At 59.9% G+C, this 18,372-nt stretch carries 14 protein-coding genes and 1 tRNA gene; 8 read left to right on the forward strand and 7 right to left on the reverse strand.

The features are described 5' to 3' along the window. The first annotated feature begins 6 nt into the window (after positions 1-6). Complete coding sequence (locus ACZ5FP_RS17825) at positions 7-1,209, forward strand: SGNH/GDSL hydrolase family protein (RefSeq protein ID WP_403184229.1); 1,203 nt, start codon at positions 7-9, stop codon at positions 1,207-1,209. An 8-nt stretch (positions 1,210-1,217) separates the two neighbouring features. On the opposite strand, the gene ACZ5FP_RS17830 is transcribed toward ACZ5FP_RS17825, so the two are convergent. Both ACZ5FP_RS17830 and gltB read right to left on the reverse strand, forming a co-directional pair. Beyond that, a complete protein-coding gene (locus ACZ5FP_RS17830; RefSeq protein ID WP_464661460.1) occupies positions 1,218-2,672 on the reverse strand; it encodes a glutamate synthase subunit beta in 1,455 nt (484 codons plus the stop codon). A gap of 114 nt (positions 2,673-2,786) precedes the next feature. Next, positions 2,787-7,505 carry a glutamate synthase large subunit gene (gene gltB, locus ACZ5FP_RS17835; protein ID WP_464661461.1) on the reverse strand — a complete coding sequence of 1,573 codons (4,719 nt, stop codon included), beginning with the start codon at positions 7,503-7,505 and terminating at the stop codon, positions 2,787-2,789. 453 nt (positions 7,506-7,958) lie between these two features. Between gltB and ACZ5FP_RS17840 the strand changes: the two genes are divergently transcribed. Next, on the forward strand, positions 7,959-9,008 hold the full coding sequence (locus ACZ5FP_RS17840) for a threonine aldolase family protein (protein ID WP_464661462.1): 1,050 nt from the start codon (positions 7,959-7,961) through the stop codon (positions 9,006-9,008). A 47-nt stretch (positions 9,009-9,055) separates the two neighbouring features. Here the strand turns inward: ACZ5FP_RS17840 and ACZ5FP_RS17845 are convergent, their stop codons facing one another. Beyond that, positions 9,056-9,526 carry an Hsp20 family protein gene (locus tag ACZ5FP_RS17845; protein WP_464661463.1) on the reverse strand — a complete coding sequence of 157 codons (471 nt, stop codon included), beginning with the start codon at positions 9,524-9,526 and terminating at the stop codon, positions 9,056-9,058. 295 nt (positions 9,527-9,821) lie between these two features. On the opposite strand from ACZ5FP_RS17845, the gene ACZ5FP_RS17850 reads away from it, so the two are divergent. Beyond that, positions 9,822-10,274 (forward strand): hypothetical protein, encoded by a 453-nt coding sequence (locus ACZ5FP_RS17850; RefSeq protein ID WP_464661464.1) that lies wholly within the window; start codon positions 9,822-9,824, stop codon positions 10,272-10,274. A 194-nt stretch (positions 10,275-10,468) separates the two neighbouring features. Beyond that, entirely contained in the window at positions 10,469-11,452 is a 984-nt protein-coding gene (locus tag ACZ5FP_RS17855) for an alpha/beta fold hydrolase (RefSeq protein WP_464661465.1), read from the forward strand. Positions 11,453-11,456: 4 nt separating this feature from the next. Here ACZ5FP_RS17855 and hisN read toward each other — a convergent pair whose 3' ends face one another. Together hisN and ACZ5FP_RS17865 are read right to left on the reverse strand one after the other, a co-directional pair. Continuing rightward, positions 11,457-12,230, reverse strand: coding sequence for a histidinol-phosphatase (gene hisN / locus ACZ5FP_RS17860; protein ID WP_288194345.1), 774 nt, complete (start codon positions 12,228-12,230; stop codon positions 11,457-11,459). A 249-nt stretch (positions 12,231-12,479) separates the two neighbouring features. Next, on the reverse strand, positions 12,480-13,370 hold the full coding sequence (locus tag ACZ5FP_RS17865) for an N-formylglutamate amidohydrolase (protein ID WP_464663344.1): 891 nt from the start codon (positions 13,368-13,370) through the stop codon (positions 12,480-12,482). Positions 13,371-13,645: 275 nt separating this feature from the next. Between ACZ5FP_RS17865 and cpdR the strand changes: the two genes are divergently transcribed. Together cpdR and ACZ5FP_RS17875 are read left to right on the forward strand one after the other, a co-directional pair. After that, positions 13,646-14,008 carry a cell cycle two-component system response regulator CpdR gene (cpdR, locus tag ACZ5FP_RS17870; protein WP_091878276.1) on the forward strand — a complete coding sequence of 121 codons (363 nt, stop codon included), beginning with the start codon at positions 13,646-13,648 and terminating at the stop codon, positions 14,006-14,008. A 101-nt stretch (positions 14,009-14,109) separates the two neighbouring features. Then, positions 14,110-14,184 (forward strand) — tRNA-Val (locus ACZ5FP_RS17875). A gap of 94 nt (positions 14,185-14,278) precedes the next feature. Here ACZ5FP_RS17875 and ACZ5FP_RS17880 read toward each other — a convergent pair. Next, positions 14,279-15,238: an NAD(P)H-binding protein gene (locus ACZ5FP_RS17880; RefSeq protein WP_464661466.1), complete on the reverse strand. Its 960-nt coding sequence runs from the start codon at positions 15,236-15,238 to the stop codon at positions 14,279-14,281. 88 nt (positions 15,239-15,326) lie between these two features. On the opposite strand from ACZ5FP_RS17880, the gene ACZ5FP_RS17885 reads away from it, so the two are divergent. Together ACZ5FP_RS17885 and ACZ5FP_RS17890 are read left to right on the forward strand one after the other, a co-directional pair. Then, positions 15,327-16,253: a LysR family transcriptional regulator gene (locus tag ACZ5FP_RS17885; protein ID WP_464661467.1), complete on the forward strand. Its 927-nt coding sequence runs from the start codon at positions 15,327-15,329 to the stop codon at positions 16,251-16,253. A 131-nt stretch (positions 16,254-16,384) separates the two neighbouring features. Next, positions 16,385-16,867 carry a MaoC family dehydratase gene (locus ACZ5FP_RS17890; RefSeq protein WP_223615957.1) on the forward strand — a complete coding sequence of 161 codons (483 nt, stop codon included), beginning with the start codon at positions 16,385-16,387 and terminating at the stop codon, positions 16,865-16,867. Here ACZ5FP_RS17890 and ACZ5FP_RS17895 read toward each other — a convergent pair whose 3' ends face one another. After that, positions 16,868-18,052, reverse strand: coding sequence for an alpha/beta hydrolase (locus tag ACZ5FP_RS17895; protein ID WP_464661468.1), 1,185 nt, complete (start codon positions 18,050-18,052; stop codon positions 16,868-16,870). Positions 18,053-18,372 lie beyond the last annotated feature (320 nt).

Here is an 18,372-nt window from a genome sequence, read left to right on the forward strand (position 1 = left end):
GATACAATGAAACGGCCGGCTCGCCTCATCCGTTGCATCGTTGTGTCCGTATCCCTCGGTGCGGCCGGCGGCCTTGTCTTTACCGACATCGCCGCCGCCCAGCAGCGCACACTGCTCGACATGCTCTTCGGCTCGCGCCGCGAAGTCTACCGCGAAAATACCGACCGGATGATCTTCGACGAAAACAACCGGCCCGTCCGCCCCTCCAAGAACCGCACGACCAAGCGGGCCGAGCGGCCGCGGCCGCAACCGGCAGCGCCTGCCAGCCAGCCCTCCGCGCCGGCGGATGAACCGGTCATTCCGTCGAAACTGGCCGATGCCAAAACCATCCTGGTTGTCGGTGACTTCATGGCCAGCGGCCTTGCCGAAGGCCTCAATGCGGCCTTCATGGATTCGCCCGGCGTGCGCGTGGTCGACAAGAGCGACGGCTCATCCGGTTTCGTGCGCAGCGACCACCGCAACTGGCCCGCCACCATCGGCAGTCTGATCGACGCGGAAAAACCGGCCGTTGTCGTCGTGATGATCGGTGCCAATGACCGCCAGCAATTCGCCAACGGCCCCGCGCCGCAGAGCGAAGCCTGGACAAAGGAATATCAGGGCCGCATCAACGCATTCCTTGAAGCGGTCAAGAAGACCGGGCACCCCGTGGTGTGGGTCGGCCAGCCCTCGTTCAAGTTCAAGAACATGAGCACCGATCTCCTGGCGTTCAACGAGCTCTATCGCAATGCGACGGAGAAGGCGGACGGCAAATTCGTCGATGTCTGGGAAGGCTTTGTCGACCAGGGCGGCAGCTTTACGCTGTCGGGCTTTGACATCTCCGGCCAGACCGCCCGTCTGCGCAACAATGATGGGGTCGGCCTGACCACCGCAGGCAAGCGCAAACTGGCTTTCTATGCGGAAAAACCATTGCGCCAGATGCTGGGCAACGCCACATCACCGGCCATCGCCGCCGTCAAGCCGGGCTCGCCCGTGCAGGCACTGCCGGAAACGCCGCAGGCACCGGTCAAGGTCGACCGCATAGCACCGATCAGCCTGAGCGACCCGGAACTGGATGGCGGCACCGATCTCCTCGGCGCCGCACCGAAAGCCGCGGCCGCCGACAAGTCGGCGCAGGACAAACTGCTTCTCGAAGGCAAGGCGCCGGACGCCCAGCCGGGCCGCATCAACGACTATGCGTGGCCGGCAAAGTCGGACGCGGCACCGAAATAACGGCCTGACTATCGCGGCAGAACCGACGATCCCATCAGCGCGACATCGATGGCCTGCGCCGCCTGGCGTCCTTCACGGATTGCCCAGACGACCAGCGACTGGCCGCGGCGGATATCACCGGCCGTGAACAGCTTGTCGACGCTGGTGCGGTAATCCTTGTCATCGGCGGCAATCGAACGGTTGCCGCGGCGATCCGCCCGCATCTCCAGCGTATCGCCGAGTTCCCTGACGACACTGGTTTCGAACGGACCGGAGAAACCGATGGCGATGAAGGCGAGATCCGCCTTGATGTAGAATTCGGTGCCGGGAACCGGCTTGCGCGCCTCGTCGACCTCACAGCATTTGACATGGGTCAATGCACCGTTTTCACCGATGAATTCAAGCGTTGCCACCTGGAACTCGCGGTCCGCGCCTTCCGCCTGCGAGGAGGACGTGCGCATCTTCGTCGCCCAATAGGGCCAGACGCTGAGCTTGTCTTCCTTTTCCGGCGGCTGCGGGCGGATATCGAGCTGGGTGACCTTCACCGCGCCCTGGCGGAATGCCGTGCCGACACAGTCGGAGGCGGTATCGCCGCCGCCGACGACAACCACATGGCGGCCTGACGCCACGATCGGATCGCTCGGCCAGGCCACGGATTCGATGTTTTCGCGGCCGACGCGGCGGTTCTGCTGCACGAGATAGTTCATCGCATCGTGGACGCCGTCGAAATCGGCACCCGGAATGCCCGCCGGACGCGGCGTTTCGGCGCCACCGCAATAAAGTACCGCATCATAGGTATCGAGCAGTTCCTGCACCGGCTTGTCGATGCCGACATTGACGCCGTAGAAGAAGGTGACGCCTTCGCCTTCCATCTGTGCCACGCGGCGGTCGATGAAATGCTTTTCCATCTTGAAATCGGGAATGCCGTAGCGCAGCAGGCCGCCTGCACGGCTTTCGCGCTCATACACATGCACTTCATGGCCCACGCGGGCAAGCTGCTGTGCCGCCGCCAGACCGGCCGGGCCGGAGCCGATGACGGCCACTTTCCTGCCGGTCTTCGATGCCGCAGGCTGCGGGATGATAAAGCCCTTTTCATAGGCCTTGTCGGCAATCGCCTGTTCCACCGTCTTGATGGACACCGGCACGTCTTCCAGATTCAGCGTGCAGGCTTCCTCGCACGGGGCCGGGCAGATGCGGCCGGTGAATTCCGGGAAATTGTTGGTGGAATGCAGGTTGCGGATCGCCTCGTCCCAATTGTCGTTGTAGACGAGATCGTTCCAGTCCGGAATCTGGTTGTGGATCGGGCAGCCGGTCGGCCCGTGGCAGAACGGGATGCCGCAATCCATGCAGCGGGCCGCCTGCTTCTTCACCTCGCCATCGGTCATGGGAATGGTGAATTCCCGGAAATGGCGAATGCGGTCAGACGCGGGCTGATACTTTCCGACCTGCCGGTCGATCTCGAGAAAACCTGTAACCTTACCCATAAAACTGCTCCCCTCACCCTTGGAGGACCACCCGTTCCCGTGTTGGGTCTGGGCAGCATTGGACCCCATGCCGAGCATCATTGTGATGACGCTCGAAGCAGGAGTGCGTTGATTTTATTCCGCTGCGACACCCATCCGCATGCGCTCCATGTCTTCGAGCGCCCGGCGGTATTCGACCGGCATGACTTTCACGAATTTCGGCCGGAAGGCTTCCCAATTGTCGAGAATTTCCTTCGCCCGGCCCGAACCCGTGTAATGCATGTGGTTCGAGATGAGCTGCACGAGGCGTTCCTCGTCATGCCTGGTCATATTGGCCGAGACATCGACGCGGCCCTTATGGGCCAGATCGCCGCCATGATGGTGCAGTTTTTCGAGAATATCGTCCTCTTCCGGCACCGGCTCCAGCTCGACCATCGCCATGTTGCAGCGCTGGGCAAAATCACCGGCTTCATCGAGCACATAAGCCACGCCGCCGGACATGCCGGCCGCGAAGTTGCGCCCGGTCTGGCCGATGACCACGACGACACCGCCGGTCATGTATTCGCAGCCATGATCGCCCGTGCCTTCGACCACCGCGATGGCGCCGGAGTTGCGGACGGCAAAGCGTTCGCCCGCGACGCCGCGGAAATAGGCTTCGCCTTCGATGGCACCGTACAGCACGGTATTGCCGACGATGATGGAGTTCTCCGGCACGATTTTCGTATCGTGCGGCGGACGGACGACGATGCGGCCGCCGCACAGGCCCTTGCCGACATAGTCATTGCCATCACCGATCAGCTCGAACGAGATGCCGCGTGCGAGGAATGCCGCAAAGGACTGGCCGGCCGTCCCGGTGAACGCGACCGAGATCGTGTCTTCCTTCAGACCCTTGTGCCGGTAGCGCTTGGCCACCTCACCCGACAGCATCGCCCCAGCCGACCGGTCGACATTCTTGATCGGCATTTCGATCTTGACCGGGATCTTGCTTTCCAGCGCAGGCATGGCCTGCTCGATCAGCTTGCGATCCAGGATATCGACGATCGGATGGTTCTGCCGCTCGGTCCAGCGCGTCTTTTCCTCCGCCGCTTCCGGCTTGTGGAAGATGCGGGTGAAATCGAGACCCTTGGCTTTCCAGTGATCGATCATCTCGCGCTTTTCGAGCAGTTCGGCCTTGCCGACGATCTCTTCCAGCCTTGTATAACCCATGTCGGCCAGGAACTGCCGCACCTCTTCCGCCATGAAGAAGAAGAAGTTGATGACGTGTTCGGGCGTGCCCTTGAAGCGCTTGCGCAGGACCGGATCCTGCGTTGCCACGCCGACCGGGCAGGTGTTGAGATGGCACTTGCGCATCATGATGCAGCCGGCGGAAATCAGCGGCGCCGTGGAGAAGCCGAATTCGTCGGCGCCCAGCAGGGCACCGATGATCACGTCGCGGCCGGTGCGCAGACCGCCATCGACCTGCAGGGCAATGCGCGAGCGCAGGCCGTTGAGCACCAGCGTCTGCTGGGTCTCGGCAAGGCCCATTTCCCACGGAGAACCGGCATGCTTGAGCGATGTGAGCGGCGATGCACCCGTGCCGCCGTCATAGCCCGATATGGTGATGTGGTCAGCGCGCGCCTTGGCAACGCCGGCCGCAACCGTGCCGACGCCGACTTCCGACACCAGCTTGACCGAAACATCGGCTTCAGGGTTGACGTTCTTCAGATCGTAGATGAGCTGCGCCAGATCCTCGATGGAATAGATGTCATGGTGCGGCGGCGGCGAAATCAGGCCGACACCCGGCGTGGAGTGGCGGGTCTTGGCAACCGTTGCGTCGACCTTGTGGCCGGGCAACTGGCCGCCTTCGCCGGGCTTGGCACCCTGCGCCACCTTGATCTGCATCATGTCGGAGTTGACGAGATATTCGGTCGTCACGCCAAAGCGTCCCGATGCGACCTGCTTGATGGCCGAGCGTTCGGGGTTCGGCTTGCCGTCCGGCAGCGGATAGAAGCGGTCCGGCTCCTCGCCGCCCTCACCCGTGTTCGACTTGCCGCCGATCCGGTTCATGGCAATGGCAAGGGTCGTGTGCGCCTCGCGGCTGATCGAACCAAAGGACATGGCGCCGGTCGAGAACCGCTTGACGATATCCTTGGCCGGTTCGACATCGTCGATGGAGACGGGCTTGCGCCCGGCATCTCCAGCCATCCTGATCTTGAACAGGCCGCGGATGGTCTGCGCGCGGGCGGACTCGCTGTTCACCAGATCGGAATATTCCTTGAACGTGGTGGCCGACTCCGTGCGCACCGCATGCTGCAGCTTGGCTACCGCATCCGGCGACCAGAGATGTGCCTCGCCGCGCATGCGGTAGGCATATTCACCGCCGACATCCAGCGTGCTGAGCAGGACCGGATCATTGCCGAATGCATCGCGGTGGCGGCGCACCGTCTCCTCGGCCACTTCCTCCAGGCCGACACCTTCGATGGTCGTCGCCGTTCCGAAGAAGAAGCGGTCGACGAATTCCGACTTGAGGCCGACCGCATCGAAAATCTGCGCGCCGCAATAGGACTGGTAGGTGGAGATGCCCATCTTGGACATGACCTTGAGAATGCCCTTGCCGATCGACTTGATGTAGCGCGATACGACTTCCTTGGAGTCCACCTCCGGCGGAAACTCGCCGCGCTTGTGCATGTCGAGCAGCGTATCGAAGGCAAGATAGGGGTTGATCGCTTCCGCGCCATAGCCGGCGAGGCAGCAGAAATGGTGCACTTCGCGCGGCTCGCCCGATTCCACGACCAGACCGACGGAGGTGCGCTGACCCTTGCGGATGAGGTGATGGTGGACGGCGGCCGTCGCCAGCAGTGCCGGGATCGGAATGCGGTCCGGCCCGACCTGACGGTCGGACAGGATGATGATGTTGTAGCCGCCATGCACGGCCGCCTCGGCGCGTTCGCACAGGCGCTCCAGCGCACCGGCCATGCCGGCCGCGCCTTCCTCGACATTGTAGGCGATATCCAGCGTCTTCGTATCGAAGCGGTCTTCAGTGTGGCCGATGGAGCGGATCTTTTCCAGATCGCCATTGGTCAAGATCGGCTGGCGCACTTCCAGACGCTTGCGGCGGGACGTGCCGACCAGATCGAAAATGTTCGGACGCGGACCGATGAACGAAACAAGGCTCATCACCAGTTCCTCGCGGATCGGATCGATCGGCGGATTGGTGACCTGCGCAAAATTCTGCTTGAAATAGGTGTAGAGCATCTTCGACTTGTCGGACATGGCCGAGATCGGCGTATCCGTACCCATCGAGCCGATGGCTTCCTGGCCTGTCGTCGCCATCGGCGACATCAGCAGCTTGGTGTCTTCCTGCGTATAGCCAAAGGACTGCTGGCGGTCGAGCAGGCTGACATCCTTGCGCAGCGCGCGCGGCTCGACCGGGCTCAGCTCTTCAAGAATGAGCTGGGTGTTCTTCAGCCATGTCTTGTAGGGATGCCGGTTGGCGATCTCGGACTTGATCGTGTCGTCGGAGACGATTTCGCCCTTTTCCATGTCGATCAGCAGCATACGGCCGGGCTGAAGCCGCCACTTCTTGACGATCTTTTCTTCCGGTACCGGCAGCACGCCGGCTTCCGACGCCATGATGACGAAATCATCGTCGGTGACGATATAGCGGGCCGGACGCAGACCGTTGCGGTCGAGCGTCGCGCCGATCTGACGGCCATCGGTGAAGGCAACCGCTGCCGGGCCATCCCATGGTTCCATCAGGGCAGCATGATATTCGTAGAACGCCTTGCGGTCGTCCGACATCAGCTTGTTGCCCGACCATGCCTCGGGAATGAGCATCATCATCGAATGGGCGAGCGAGTAGCCGCCCTGGAACAGGAATTCCAGCGCGTTGTCGAAACAGGCCGTATCGGACTGGCCTTCATAGGAAATCGGCCAGAGCTTCGAGATGTCATTGCCGAAGAATTCGCTGTCGACCGAGGCCTGACGCGCCGCCATCCAGTTGACGTTGCCGCGCAGGGTGTTGATTTCACCATTGTGCGCAACCATGCGGTAGGGATGCGCCAGCTTCCACGACGGGAAGGTGTTGGTCGAGAAGCGCTGATGCACCAGCGCCACCGCGCTGACGAAACGCGGATCCTTCAGGTCCTTGTAATAGGCGCCGACCTGATAGGCGAGGAACATGCCCTTGTAGACGATGGTGCGCGCCGACATGGACACGACGTAGAAGTCGCTCTCCTTGCCGCCGTTCTCCTGATAGATGCGGTTGGAAATAACCTTGCGCAGGATAAACAGCCGGCCTTCGAAATCCTCATTGGATTCGATGTTCGGGTTGCGCCCGATGAACACCTGGCGGTGGAAGGGTTCCGTCGCCGCGATATGCGGCGCCTTGGACAGGGACGAATTGTCGACGGGAACATCGCGGAAGCCGATCAGGGTCTGACCTTCCGAGGCGATCACTTCCGTGATGACGGTTTCGATATGGGCACGCTCTTCGGCATCCTGCGGCATGAACAGATAACCGACGGCGTAATGATTGACCGGCGGCAGCTCGACACCCTTTTCGGCCCATTCCGCGCGGAAAAACGCATCGGGAATCTGCACGAGCATGCCTGCGCCATCGCCCATCAGCGGATCGGCGCCGACGGCACCGCGATGCGTCAGGTTTTCGAGCATGAACAGCCCGTCTTCAATGATCTTGTGCGACTTGACGCCCTTCATATGCGCGACGAAGCCGACGCCGCAGGCGTCATGTTCATTGCGCGGGTCGTACAAGCCTTGTCGGGTGGGAATGCCGGACGATTTATTGGTTTTGACCGCACGGTTCTGTACGGCCTGAGCAAGTTCAGTCGTTACAGATGGCGTCAAATCCGACATCGTCAATCCCTCCAAATGGGCCCCTTGGGGCGGTCAATTCCTCGCGGGACGGAATAGCATATATTCCTGCCCCTTCTGGTGCGGCATATCTTCCGGTTGCAAACTGCGGTCACCATTTTGAGGACGGAAGCACCCTTGCTTGCCATCCCGCGCTTGGATCGTGCAAATTAGGACAGCATTGCTGTCATATCCTCGTATGCCAGAATAATTCCAAACAAACAAGATGGAAAAGCAAAAAATAACAGCATTGGACGAAATATCATTGCGCAAACATCGGGTGTTTCATGCATTTCATTTCGAGGCAGGCGTTTTCCCCTAAATAAGCAAGGAAAAACAGATGGTTCCGCCACGCACCCCGAAAATCCCTTGCGGGAAAGACATCATCTTCTGCTTTCCAGCCCGCGGGGAAAAGCGTAAGCGTGGCGGCGTCAGTTTCACATCCGAGGTTGTTTCATGCTTTTCGCATCCGATAATTGGGCCGGAGCCCATCCGAAAATTGCCGAAAATCTGACCAGACATGCCAGCGGTTTCGCCGCGGCCTATGGCACGGGCGATCTCGACCGCGCCGTCCAGCAGACATTCAGCGCAATTTTCGAGCGCGACGTCGCCGTCTTCTTTGTCGGGACCGGAACAGCGGCCAATTCCCTGGCGCAGGCCAGCATCGCCCGCCCGGGCGGCATCACCTTTGCCCACCGCGAAGCGCACATGATTGCCGATGAGGCCGGCGCGCCGGGATTTTTCGCGAGCGGAGCACGGGTCCAGGCCATCGACGGGCCGACAGGCCGCATCGCCATCGACAATCTGCAAGCCGCCCTGAACGGTTTCCCCAAGGGCCACGTCCATGCGGGCCAGCCGATGAGCGTTTCCATTACGCAGTCGACCGAAAGCGGCACACTGTATGAATTGGCCGAGATCGCCGCCATCTCGGCCATCTGCAAGGAAAACGGCCTGCCGCTGCACATGGATGGCGCGCGTTTCGCCAATGCGCTTGTCTCGCTTGGCTGTTCCCCCGCGGAAATGACCTGGAAACAGGGCGTCGATATCCTGTCGTTCGGCGGCACCAAGAACGGCTGCTGGTGTGCCGAAGCACTGGTCTTCATGAATCCCGAACAGGCAAGGCAGATGCCCTATATCCGCATGCGGTCGGCGCAGAATTTTTCAAAATCCCGCTTCATCGCGGCCCAGTTCGAGGCTTATTTTGCCGACGGGCTGTGGCTGGAAACGGCAACGCATGCCAATGCCATGGCGGCGGAACTGGCAAAGCTGATCAGCAATTCGAACGATCTGCGTCTCGCCTGGCAGCCGCGCGCCAATGAAGTGTTCGCGATCATGAAAAAGCAGACATCGGCAAAACTGCAGGCGGCAGGCGCCGTTTTCTATGACTGGCACACGCCCCATGCCGAAAAGGGCCATGTTGCCGAAGACGAGACGATCACCCGTTTTGTCACGAGCTTTGCCACGACCTCCGAAGACATCAGCCGCTTCGGCGCGCTCATCGCATAAAAAAAGCGGCGCAATCGCGCCGCTTCTTTCACTCCGGCTTTCAGAGCTTAGTGCGCAGTCTTGGCTTCGATCTGCTTGGCTGTCTTTTCCGACAGGGCAGTGACAGCGATCTTGCGCGGCTTCATTTCCTCGGGAATTTCGCGCTTGAGATCAATGTGCAGCAAGCCGTTTTTCAGGCTGGCACCACTGACTTCAACGAAATCGGCAAGGTGGAAGCGGCGCTCGAACGCGCGGGAAGCAATGCCGCGATACAAGGTTTCGGCACCGTCATCCGATGTTTCAGCACCCTTTTCGCCGGTCACCTTGAGCTGGTTGCGATGGGCTTCGATCTGGATTTCGTCTTCCGAGAAGCCGGCAACGGCCATGGTGATGCGGTAGGTGTTCTCGCCTGTCCGCTCGATATTGTAGGGCGGATAGGACTGGGCACCGTCTGGCTGAGCCAGCGAGTCGAGGATGGTGAAAAGCCGGTCAAAACCGACAGTCGAACGATAGAGTGGGGAAAAATCCACGTGACGCATAGTAAGCCCTCCTTTAGAGCGACAATGTTGCGTGTTCTGGCTCGTCAAGAGACTCCCTCAATCGGCAAGTCCCGCTGAACCAGTGACCCCGTTATGGCGGTCACATCAGGTATTTGGGAAACGGTCAAAGCCATTTCAAGCCCCCTTTTGCTGCCGAATGTTCCGGTTTTTACACATCCCAACACATCCCGCAGCGATGAACGCCAGATGAACGCGCCCTTCGGGATACGTTCACACGCCCTCCCCTATAAACACATCCAACGCCGGGATTTGACCGGCAAGAGACGAGGACAAGATGATGAAAAAGACTGTTCTGGCACTGACCGCCGCCGCCCTGCTGGTCACAGGCTTTTCTGCCTCGGCCATGGCCGACGACTTCACCTATCGCGGTGACCGGGCAATCTACATGGATGACCGCGGTGACATGGATGGCCTGCTGGTTCAGGACCGCCGCTTCTATGGTGATCGGCGTGGAGAATGGCGCCGCGATGAGCGCTTCCGCGACCAGATCGGTCCGCGCGAAGTAACCCGCATGCTGGAGCGCCGCGGCTACCGCGTCCGCGATGTGAACTTCGAACGCGGCCGTTATTTTGTCCAGGCATGGCGCCGCGGCGCGCCGGTTCTGGTCACCGTATCCCGCGATGGCGACATCCTCGATACCCGTGTGATGGGCGATCGGCGCGGCTACCGCGACCGGCGCAGCGACAACGGGTTCAGCATCGAGATCCGCCCGGCGAACGGCTACTGATTTCCTGAGATCGTTCCAGGTGTAACGTCCCTTCCGCCTGGAATGTACTGACCGGAAGCCCTCCCAAGGGTTTCCGGTCATTTTTTTGTTTTTACGAGAACCCGGTTTGACCTTTATTGCCATGCATTTTATCAAAAGATGCAAATGCACCCGTGTGATCCCCCCATGGGCGGGACGAGGACTGACCGGTATTCATGACCCATCCGCTTGTCGAAACAGCCGCCAATCCGACACCGCAGGATGCCCGCGTTGCCGCATTGCCGCTCAAGGGCGGCAGGCAGCTGCGCTACGCGATTTTCCCTGCCACCACCCATCCCGTCCAGGGCACCGTGATTATCCTGCAGGGCCGCAACGAATGCATTGAAAAATACTTCGAGACCATCCGTGACATTGCCAAGCGGGGTTTTGCCGTGGCCACCTTCGACTGGCGCGGCCAGGGCGGATCAAGCCGCCTGCTGAAGGACCCGCTGCGCGGCCATGTCCGCAGTTTCGACCATTATGCGGCCGACCTGGAACTGCTGTTCGAAAGCGTGCTCCTGCCCGACTGCCGCGGACCGTTTTACGTGCTGGCCCATTCCACCGGCGGGCTGGCGGCGCTTCTCGCAGCGCCCGCCCTGGCAAACCGCATCCGCCGCATGGTGCTGATGGTGCCGCTACTCGACGTCAACGGCAGCCGGCTCGGCAAGATCCTGCTCAGCGCCGTCGCCAATAGCCTGCGGTTGACCGGTCTCGGCGGGATGTATATCCGCGGCGGCAAGCCGGTGATCAAACCCTTCGCCCTCAACGAGGTCACATCGGATGCCGCGCGCTACCTGCGCAACAGCGAAATAGTGAAAACCGCGCCGGAGCTCGCCATTGGCGGCCCGACGGCCGGATGGATCGCCTCGGCGGCCAAGGCGATCAAGCGCGTGACGAATCCCGATTATATCGAGGCGATCCGCATCCCCAGCCTTGTCGTCGCCGCCGGGGCCGACAGCGTTGTGTCCACCCCGGCAATCGAACGGTTCGCCCTGCAATTGCGCAATGCGACACTGATCACCATCGACGGCGCCAAGCATGAAATCCTGCAGGAGAAGGATTTTTACCGCGAACAGTTTTTCGCGGCATTCGATGCCTTCATTCCCGGAACCGGCGGCGACATGGCCGGAATCGAGAACGAGCAGGCCACGGAGATGTGAACTTTCAGCGGTTGAGAAGCTCCAGCGCCTGCGCGTGCAGTTCCTTTGAGCCCGCCGCCACGATATCGCCGGCCTTTTCCGCCGGGCCGCCATCCCAATTGGTGATGACACCGCCCGCCTTTTCGATGATCGGCACCAGCGCAACGATATCGTAGGGATGCAAGGCGGTCTCCACCACCAGATCGACGAAACCGGCGGCAATCATGGCATAGCCGTAGCAGTCGGCGCCGTAACGCGGCATGCGCACGCTGCGCTCCACACGGTCATAGGCCTCGCGCTTCTTGTCCTTGAACAGGGCTGGTGTCGTGGTGAACAGCGTGGCCTGGGCGATGTCCGGATTCTGCCGGGTTTTCAGCTGGCGCGCGCCACCCGGCCCCTCGTAATAGGATGCCGTGCCGTCGCACATGAACAGCTCACCGGTGAAGGGCTGCGCCATGACGCCGGCCACCGCATCGCCATCGATGGTCAAGCCCGCAAGCGTGCCCCACACCGGCAGGCCTGAAATGAAGGCGCGCGTGCCGTCGATGGGATCGATCACCCAGACATGCGAGGCGTCGAGATTTTCCGAACCGAACTCCTCGCCCATGATGCCGTGAGCGGGAAAGGTGCTGTTGATCAGCGCGCGAATCGCCCGTTCGGCTTCCCTGTCGGCCTCGGTGACCGGGTCGAATCCCACCTGATATTTGTTGTCGATGGACGAAACGGTGCGAAAGCGGGGCAATGTCTGCGCAGCCGCAACCTCGGCAATCCGCCGTAAAAACGAAAGTTCAATGGCCAAAATGGTTCCTCGCGATCAAAATTTTCTCATTTACCTGCATTGTCGGCTAAATTATTGCATTTTTTTTAGGCACATAATTATCGTGCTTAAAAAAACGCACAAATCACTTGACATTTGTGCGATGCAGCATAGATTGGTTAACAGACGGGGTGACCTGTCTATGCCCTCCTTGGGCGTTTCCTCCCTAGACTTGGACCGCGCACTTGCGCGGTCTTTTTTTGTTTGCAGACGGGCAACAGCAACAAGACCTTATTCCGCCGCGAGCGGCACATCGAGGAAGTGGAAGTCCGGCAGCGAAACGAGATCGGCCAGGAACTGGCTGATATCGCGCTGCAGTTGCCCGAAGCCCGATTTGCGCTCGTAATTGTGCTCATTGAGATAAAGGCCGCGATTGACCTCGATCTGCAATGCATGGAAACGCTTGAGCGGACGCCCGTAATGCTCGGTGATGTAACCGCCCGCATAGGGCTTGTTGTGCGCCACCGCATAGCCCATCTCGCGCAGGAGGTGGATGGCAGTGTGCGTCAATTCCGGCGAACAGCTGGTGCCGAACCGGTCCCCGATGATGAAATCCGGGCGCAGGCCGCTCTCCGGAAACCGGATGCCGGTGGGCATGGAATGGCAATCGACGAGAACGCCATAGCCAAAACGGCTGCGCGTTTCCATCAGCATCCCGGCAAGCAGCGCATGATAGGGCTTGTAGATCGTGGTGATGCGGCCGAGCGCTTCCTCGACAGGCAGTTTCTGCGCGTAGATTTCCTGCCCTTCGCCGACAAGGCGCGGAACGGTGCCAAGACCGCCGGCAACCCGGGCCGAATTTGCATTGGCATAGGAGGGAAGCGAATCGCTGAACATCTTCGCGTCGAGTTCGTAGGGTTCGCGGTTGACGTCGAGATAGGCGCGAGGGAAATGCGCCACCAGCATCGGCGCACCGAGCATGACGCTGGCGGCAAAGAGCTGATCGACGAAACAGTCTTCCGAGCGGCGAATCGTTTGCGCATCGAGCTGCGACTGCTGCAGGAAGGCCGGCGGATAAACCTGACCGCTGTGCGGCGAATTGAACACAAACGGAATACGCTGGTCAGCCGGCCGGCGCAGTTCATAGGGCAGCTTGTCAGGGAAATCGCGCTCGAGGGTCATCATTCACTTCGACGGTTTGCTTGAATATGCCGTTACTTTAGAGCAACTTCGCCCCGGAGGGAATTGATCAGCCGCCAAAGGCAGCGGAACTTTTCCGGGCTGACCGGACCAGGTGCATTCTTCGATCGCCCGGCTGCGATCTTGCTCGACTTTTCCGGGGTTCCCCCTTATTTTCAGCAAATCATTCACGCGATCTTTACCAAAAAAGCGTCTTGTTAAGCATGATGGGGCGCCTGTCTGGGGATGATCAGGCGACAGACAATTCGGACGGACTGATGAAGAGAATCCTGCTAGCAGAAGATGACAATGACATGCGGCGCTTCCTGGTGAAGGCGCTGGAGAAGGCAGGATATCACGTCACGCCTTTCGACAACGGCGCAAGCGCCTACGACCGGTTGCGCGAAGAGCCGTTTTCACTGCTGCTCACCGACATTGTCATGCCGGAGATGGACGGCATCGAGCTGGCACGCCGTGCGTCGGAAATCGACCCGGATCTGAAAATCATGTTCATCACCGGCTTTGCTGCCGTGGCGCTGAATTCCGATTCGAAAGCGCCGAAGGATGCGAAAGTGCTTTCCAAGCCTTTCCACCTGCGCGATCTCGTCAATGAGATCGAAAAAATGCTGGTAGCGGCCTGATCAAAGGCCCTATCTGCCTGCTCCGGTGAAGAAAGCCTGATAACTTCTTCCAACCCTATTGACGGACCGGAATCAATATGGTGTATGCGCCCCTGTCGGATGGGCGTGTAGCTCAGCGGGAGAGCACTACGTTGACATCGTAGGGGTCACAGGTTCAATCCCTGTCACGCCCACCATCCGAACTTCCCTGAACCATATTCTGTTTTGCATCTGCGGTTCGTGGCAGCTTTGCCGCGTGACGGCGAAACCGGCCAAAGGCAACCCGGGCTGTCAGAGACAGCCGAGGTCAGCCAGTGTCTGCCGTACTGCCTCGTCGATCGGCGTCCGGGGCTCGGCCGCGAGTACGCCAACCAGCCGCGTGTTCGTCATGCGCAGCGGCTGCTTCCACAGATACCGCATCTCCTTCAACTCATGCATGAACGCATTGAAGGGTGCCATGATCGGCACGATCCACCACGGAAACGATCTGATCTTCACCGGGCGGCCAACCACACGCCTGATGGCGGCTGCCATCTGCATGCCGTCCGCATCCCAGAAGCCCTCCATGTGATAGACCGCGAAACGGGGAAGGGTTTCGGCCCGGTCGACCAGTTGAGCCATTGTTTCAGCGACATCGGGAAGAAACGCCCATTGATGTCCGATGCCGCGCCTTGAAGGGTTGCTGACGAGCGATACCGGCTTTCCCGGCGTGACAAGCCCTTGCGAGAACCAGTTGTTTGCGGCCTTCGGGCCAAAGAAATCACCAGCGCGGACGATCAGGACGTCGAGACCGGATGCGGAAGCATCCTTCAGACGCTGCTCCATCATGACACGCAGCCTGCCTTTTCGCGTGACGGGATGTTGCGGACTGTCTTCACCCAGAACCGGAAAGGCATCGGGTCCGAAATTATAGACAGTGCCGGGCAGAAGCACGCGGGCGCCCGCCTGCTTTGCCGCCGCGATGGTGTTATCGAGCATGGGCACAACAAGCTTCTCCCAGTCCCGGTATCCGGGCGGGTTGACGGCATGGACGATCAGGGACACGCCCTCTGCTGCCTTGCTGACATCCACCGGATTGAGGGCGTCACCCGCAATCCATTCGAAATCACCCGCGGTTTTCCCGGCCTTGCCGATGTCGCGCGTCAGGGCCTTGATATGCCAGCCTCGCTTCAGGAGGTTGCGTGCTACCGCACCACCGATGCCACCTGTTGCACCCAATACAAGCGCCATCTTCTGTTCTGTTGATTGCATGTGCATTTTCTCCGTTGTCTCGGCAACAATGCACCAGCAATACCATAAACAAAATTGACAAAATTCCTTGACTAGCTATACATAAATAATGCAACAGATGCCGAACTGGGATCTTTACTGGACTTTTCTTCATGTCATACGGCACGGCTCACTGTCGGCAGCGGCGCGTGAGCTCGGTTTGACACAGCCTACAGTGGGACGGCATATCGACACGCTGGAAGACCTTATTGGCGCCCAGCTCTTCACCCGCTCGCCGAACGGCCTGCTTGCAACCGATGCCGCGCTGGAACTGCAACCCTACGCTGCCGCCATGGCTGCCAATGCCGCAGCACTTGTCCGTCTGGCGACAGCACAGCGTGACGCGGTGGAAGGCACGGTCCGCATTGGCGCAAGCGAGGTTATCGGCACCGAGGTTCTTCCACAGATACTTGCGCCGCTGCTTGAGACATATCCCGACTTGCACATCGAGCTATCCGCCTCCGATACGGTCGAAAATCTCTTGAACCGCGAGGTTGATATTGCTGTCAGAATGGCAGAGCCCACACAGGAGGCGCTGCTTGTGCGCAATGTCGGGGGCATTTCGCTCGGGCTTTACGCGCACCGTGCCTATCTCGCCAGATACGGCGTGCCCCGTACGCTGGCAGAATTGAAAAATCACCGGCTCATCGGGTTCGACAGGCAGACCGCCTTCATACGCAGCATCGAGAAACGTTTTCCGATGCCGCATGAGCTTAAGTTCAGCTATCGCACGGACAACAATCTGGCCCAACTCGCCGCTATCCGGTCAGGAATTGGCATCGGCATATGCCAGGACAGTCTCGGCCAGGCAAATCCTGACCTCGTATGCCTGCTGCCCGACGCGTTTTCGATCATACTTCCCACCTGGATCGCCATGCACGAAAACCTGCGGTCTTCACACCGCTTTCGGCTGATCTTCGATACGCTGATCAGAGGCATGCTTGCCCATATTGAACTGGCGTCAAGCAGGAAGGTGCAAGGCCCCCCGGCGTTCTGACGTGCTGATCAAAACGGTGAGTACCGGCTTTGAAACAATACGGCAGCGCGCAAGGGATGACATTTGGCTCATAAAAGTCTATCGACAGCCCCATCGATGATCTGATCCAATTTTCGGAAAGCCTTGGAACCATGAAGAACGCTATCACGCTCAAGCAGTTGAAGGCCGGTGTCGGCACAGAAATCGGCTGTTCGGAATGGCGCGTGGTCAGCCAGGACATGATCGACAAGTTTGCCGATGCGACCGATGATCACCAGTTCATCCACACCGATCCGGAGCGCGCGGCCAAGGAAACGCCGTTCGGCGGCACCATAGCCCATGGCTTCCTGACCATCTCGCTGCTGTCGACGCTCGCCTATGAGGCATTGCCGATGATCGAAGGCGCGACGATGGGCATCAATTACGGTTTCGACAAGGTGCGCTTCATGGCGCCGGTCAAATCCGGCAAGCAAGTGCGCGCCCGCTTCAAGCTGGTGGATGCGGATATCCGCCCGTCCGGCCGCGTGCTCAACAACTACGAAGTCACCCTGGAAATCGAAGGCTCGATCAAACCGGCGCTCGTCGCCAACTGGCTGACGATTGCCGTGCTCGAGCATCCGCCGGAAATGGACTGATCAGGCGCGGACCGCCTCGACAAGCCGCCCGGCATCGTCCAGCGGCGGTGCACTGTCACGCACGGCCAGGTCCTGGAAGGCAAACGGCCCCTGCACGAACATGCCCATATCGTAGGCATTGCGGATCTGCGCGCCCTTCAGGAACAGAAGGTGCATCTTGAAAAAATTCTTCTTGGCACGCGCATAGCGCTTGGCACTGTGAATGTGCTTGAACCGGATACGCCGGATCAGCGGTTCGGTGCGCGGGGTTATCCCCAGCGCCGCCGCCGGGTTCGACCGGTAGAAATGCACGATATCCGCGATGGTCTGATATTCCGCCCACAGAACCGGCGCATCCTGCAGGACAACCCGCACATCTTCCCGCAAATCCGTTGCACGCGGATGAAAGGCGATCATCAACAGGCACGAGCCGGTTGCCACCAGCGAAACCGGCTGCTGCCTGATGAGCTGCGGTGCATTGCGCCAGACATCGGCAATGGCCTCGACAGCCGGCACGGTACCCAGGCTGTGTCCGATGATGACCACCTCGTCCGCGCCGCTCTCCCGCAGCTTCTCGGTCAGGTGGTCGGAAAAAGCCTTGCGCCGCTCCAGCAAAGCCGGACTGCGGCGGTAAATCCGGTCTGACGCCGCCGCCCAGTCATCCAAGAGGTAGGAAAGGAACACCTTTTCCCCCGGCCAGCGGATCAGGAGGCGGGCGATGGCAAGCGCAAGGGGAATGGTCCAAAACATGTGGTAGGCGCTGAAACCGCCAAACAATGGTCCAAGCCCGATCAGCAGCGCGACCAGCGAAATGAAACAGGTCAACGCAAACGGCCACATGAAAAAGATGCAGAACCGCCAGCTTGTGCGCAGATACCGCCAGAACGTGCCAGTGATGAGAATATCGAGAAACGCCATCAGGCCGGTGGCAAAGCGCGTTACGACATTGCGCGCGGAATAGGCATCGAAGATATCGGCCGTGCCGTACTGGCAGAACTCGGTTTCGACCGTCCAGTTCGCCCCGGTTGTATCAAGCTGCATCGAGGCGATGTTCGGCCCCTCCGGCTGCATGGGCCCCGCTTTGGTTTTCGTGTGCCAGAGCGTGTTGAAATCGGCCGAGGCATTGAGATAGCGCCCGCGCACCGCATCGGGATGCAGACCTTCATAGCCTGTAAAATTGATAACAAGGCGCTTTTTGACAGCCATAAACCACTCTCGCGACGCGACCGCGCGAATCGGCAGCCATCGGCATTCTCATTATGGCAAAGCACGGCGCAATTGTGATCGATAACTTCACCAGCGATCAATCTGCACACTATTATTACACGGGGCTGTCAAATACCCGCGCATTCGGCAAAAAGATCATCGTTGCATTACGCAATGTGCGTGGTTCGACAAGCTCACCATGAGGGAGATGGATTGGCTGCAAAGCTAATCGGGACCGTTGCAGAATATGGCTCCCTGCAATCCTTCGTCTCCCTCATGATGAGCTTGTCGAACCACGCACAAATGGGTGGGCCGGCTCA

The sequence above is a fragment of the Phyllobacterium sp. T2-21 genome (assembly GCF_055378485.1).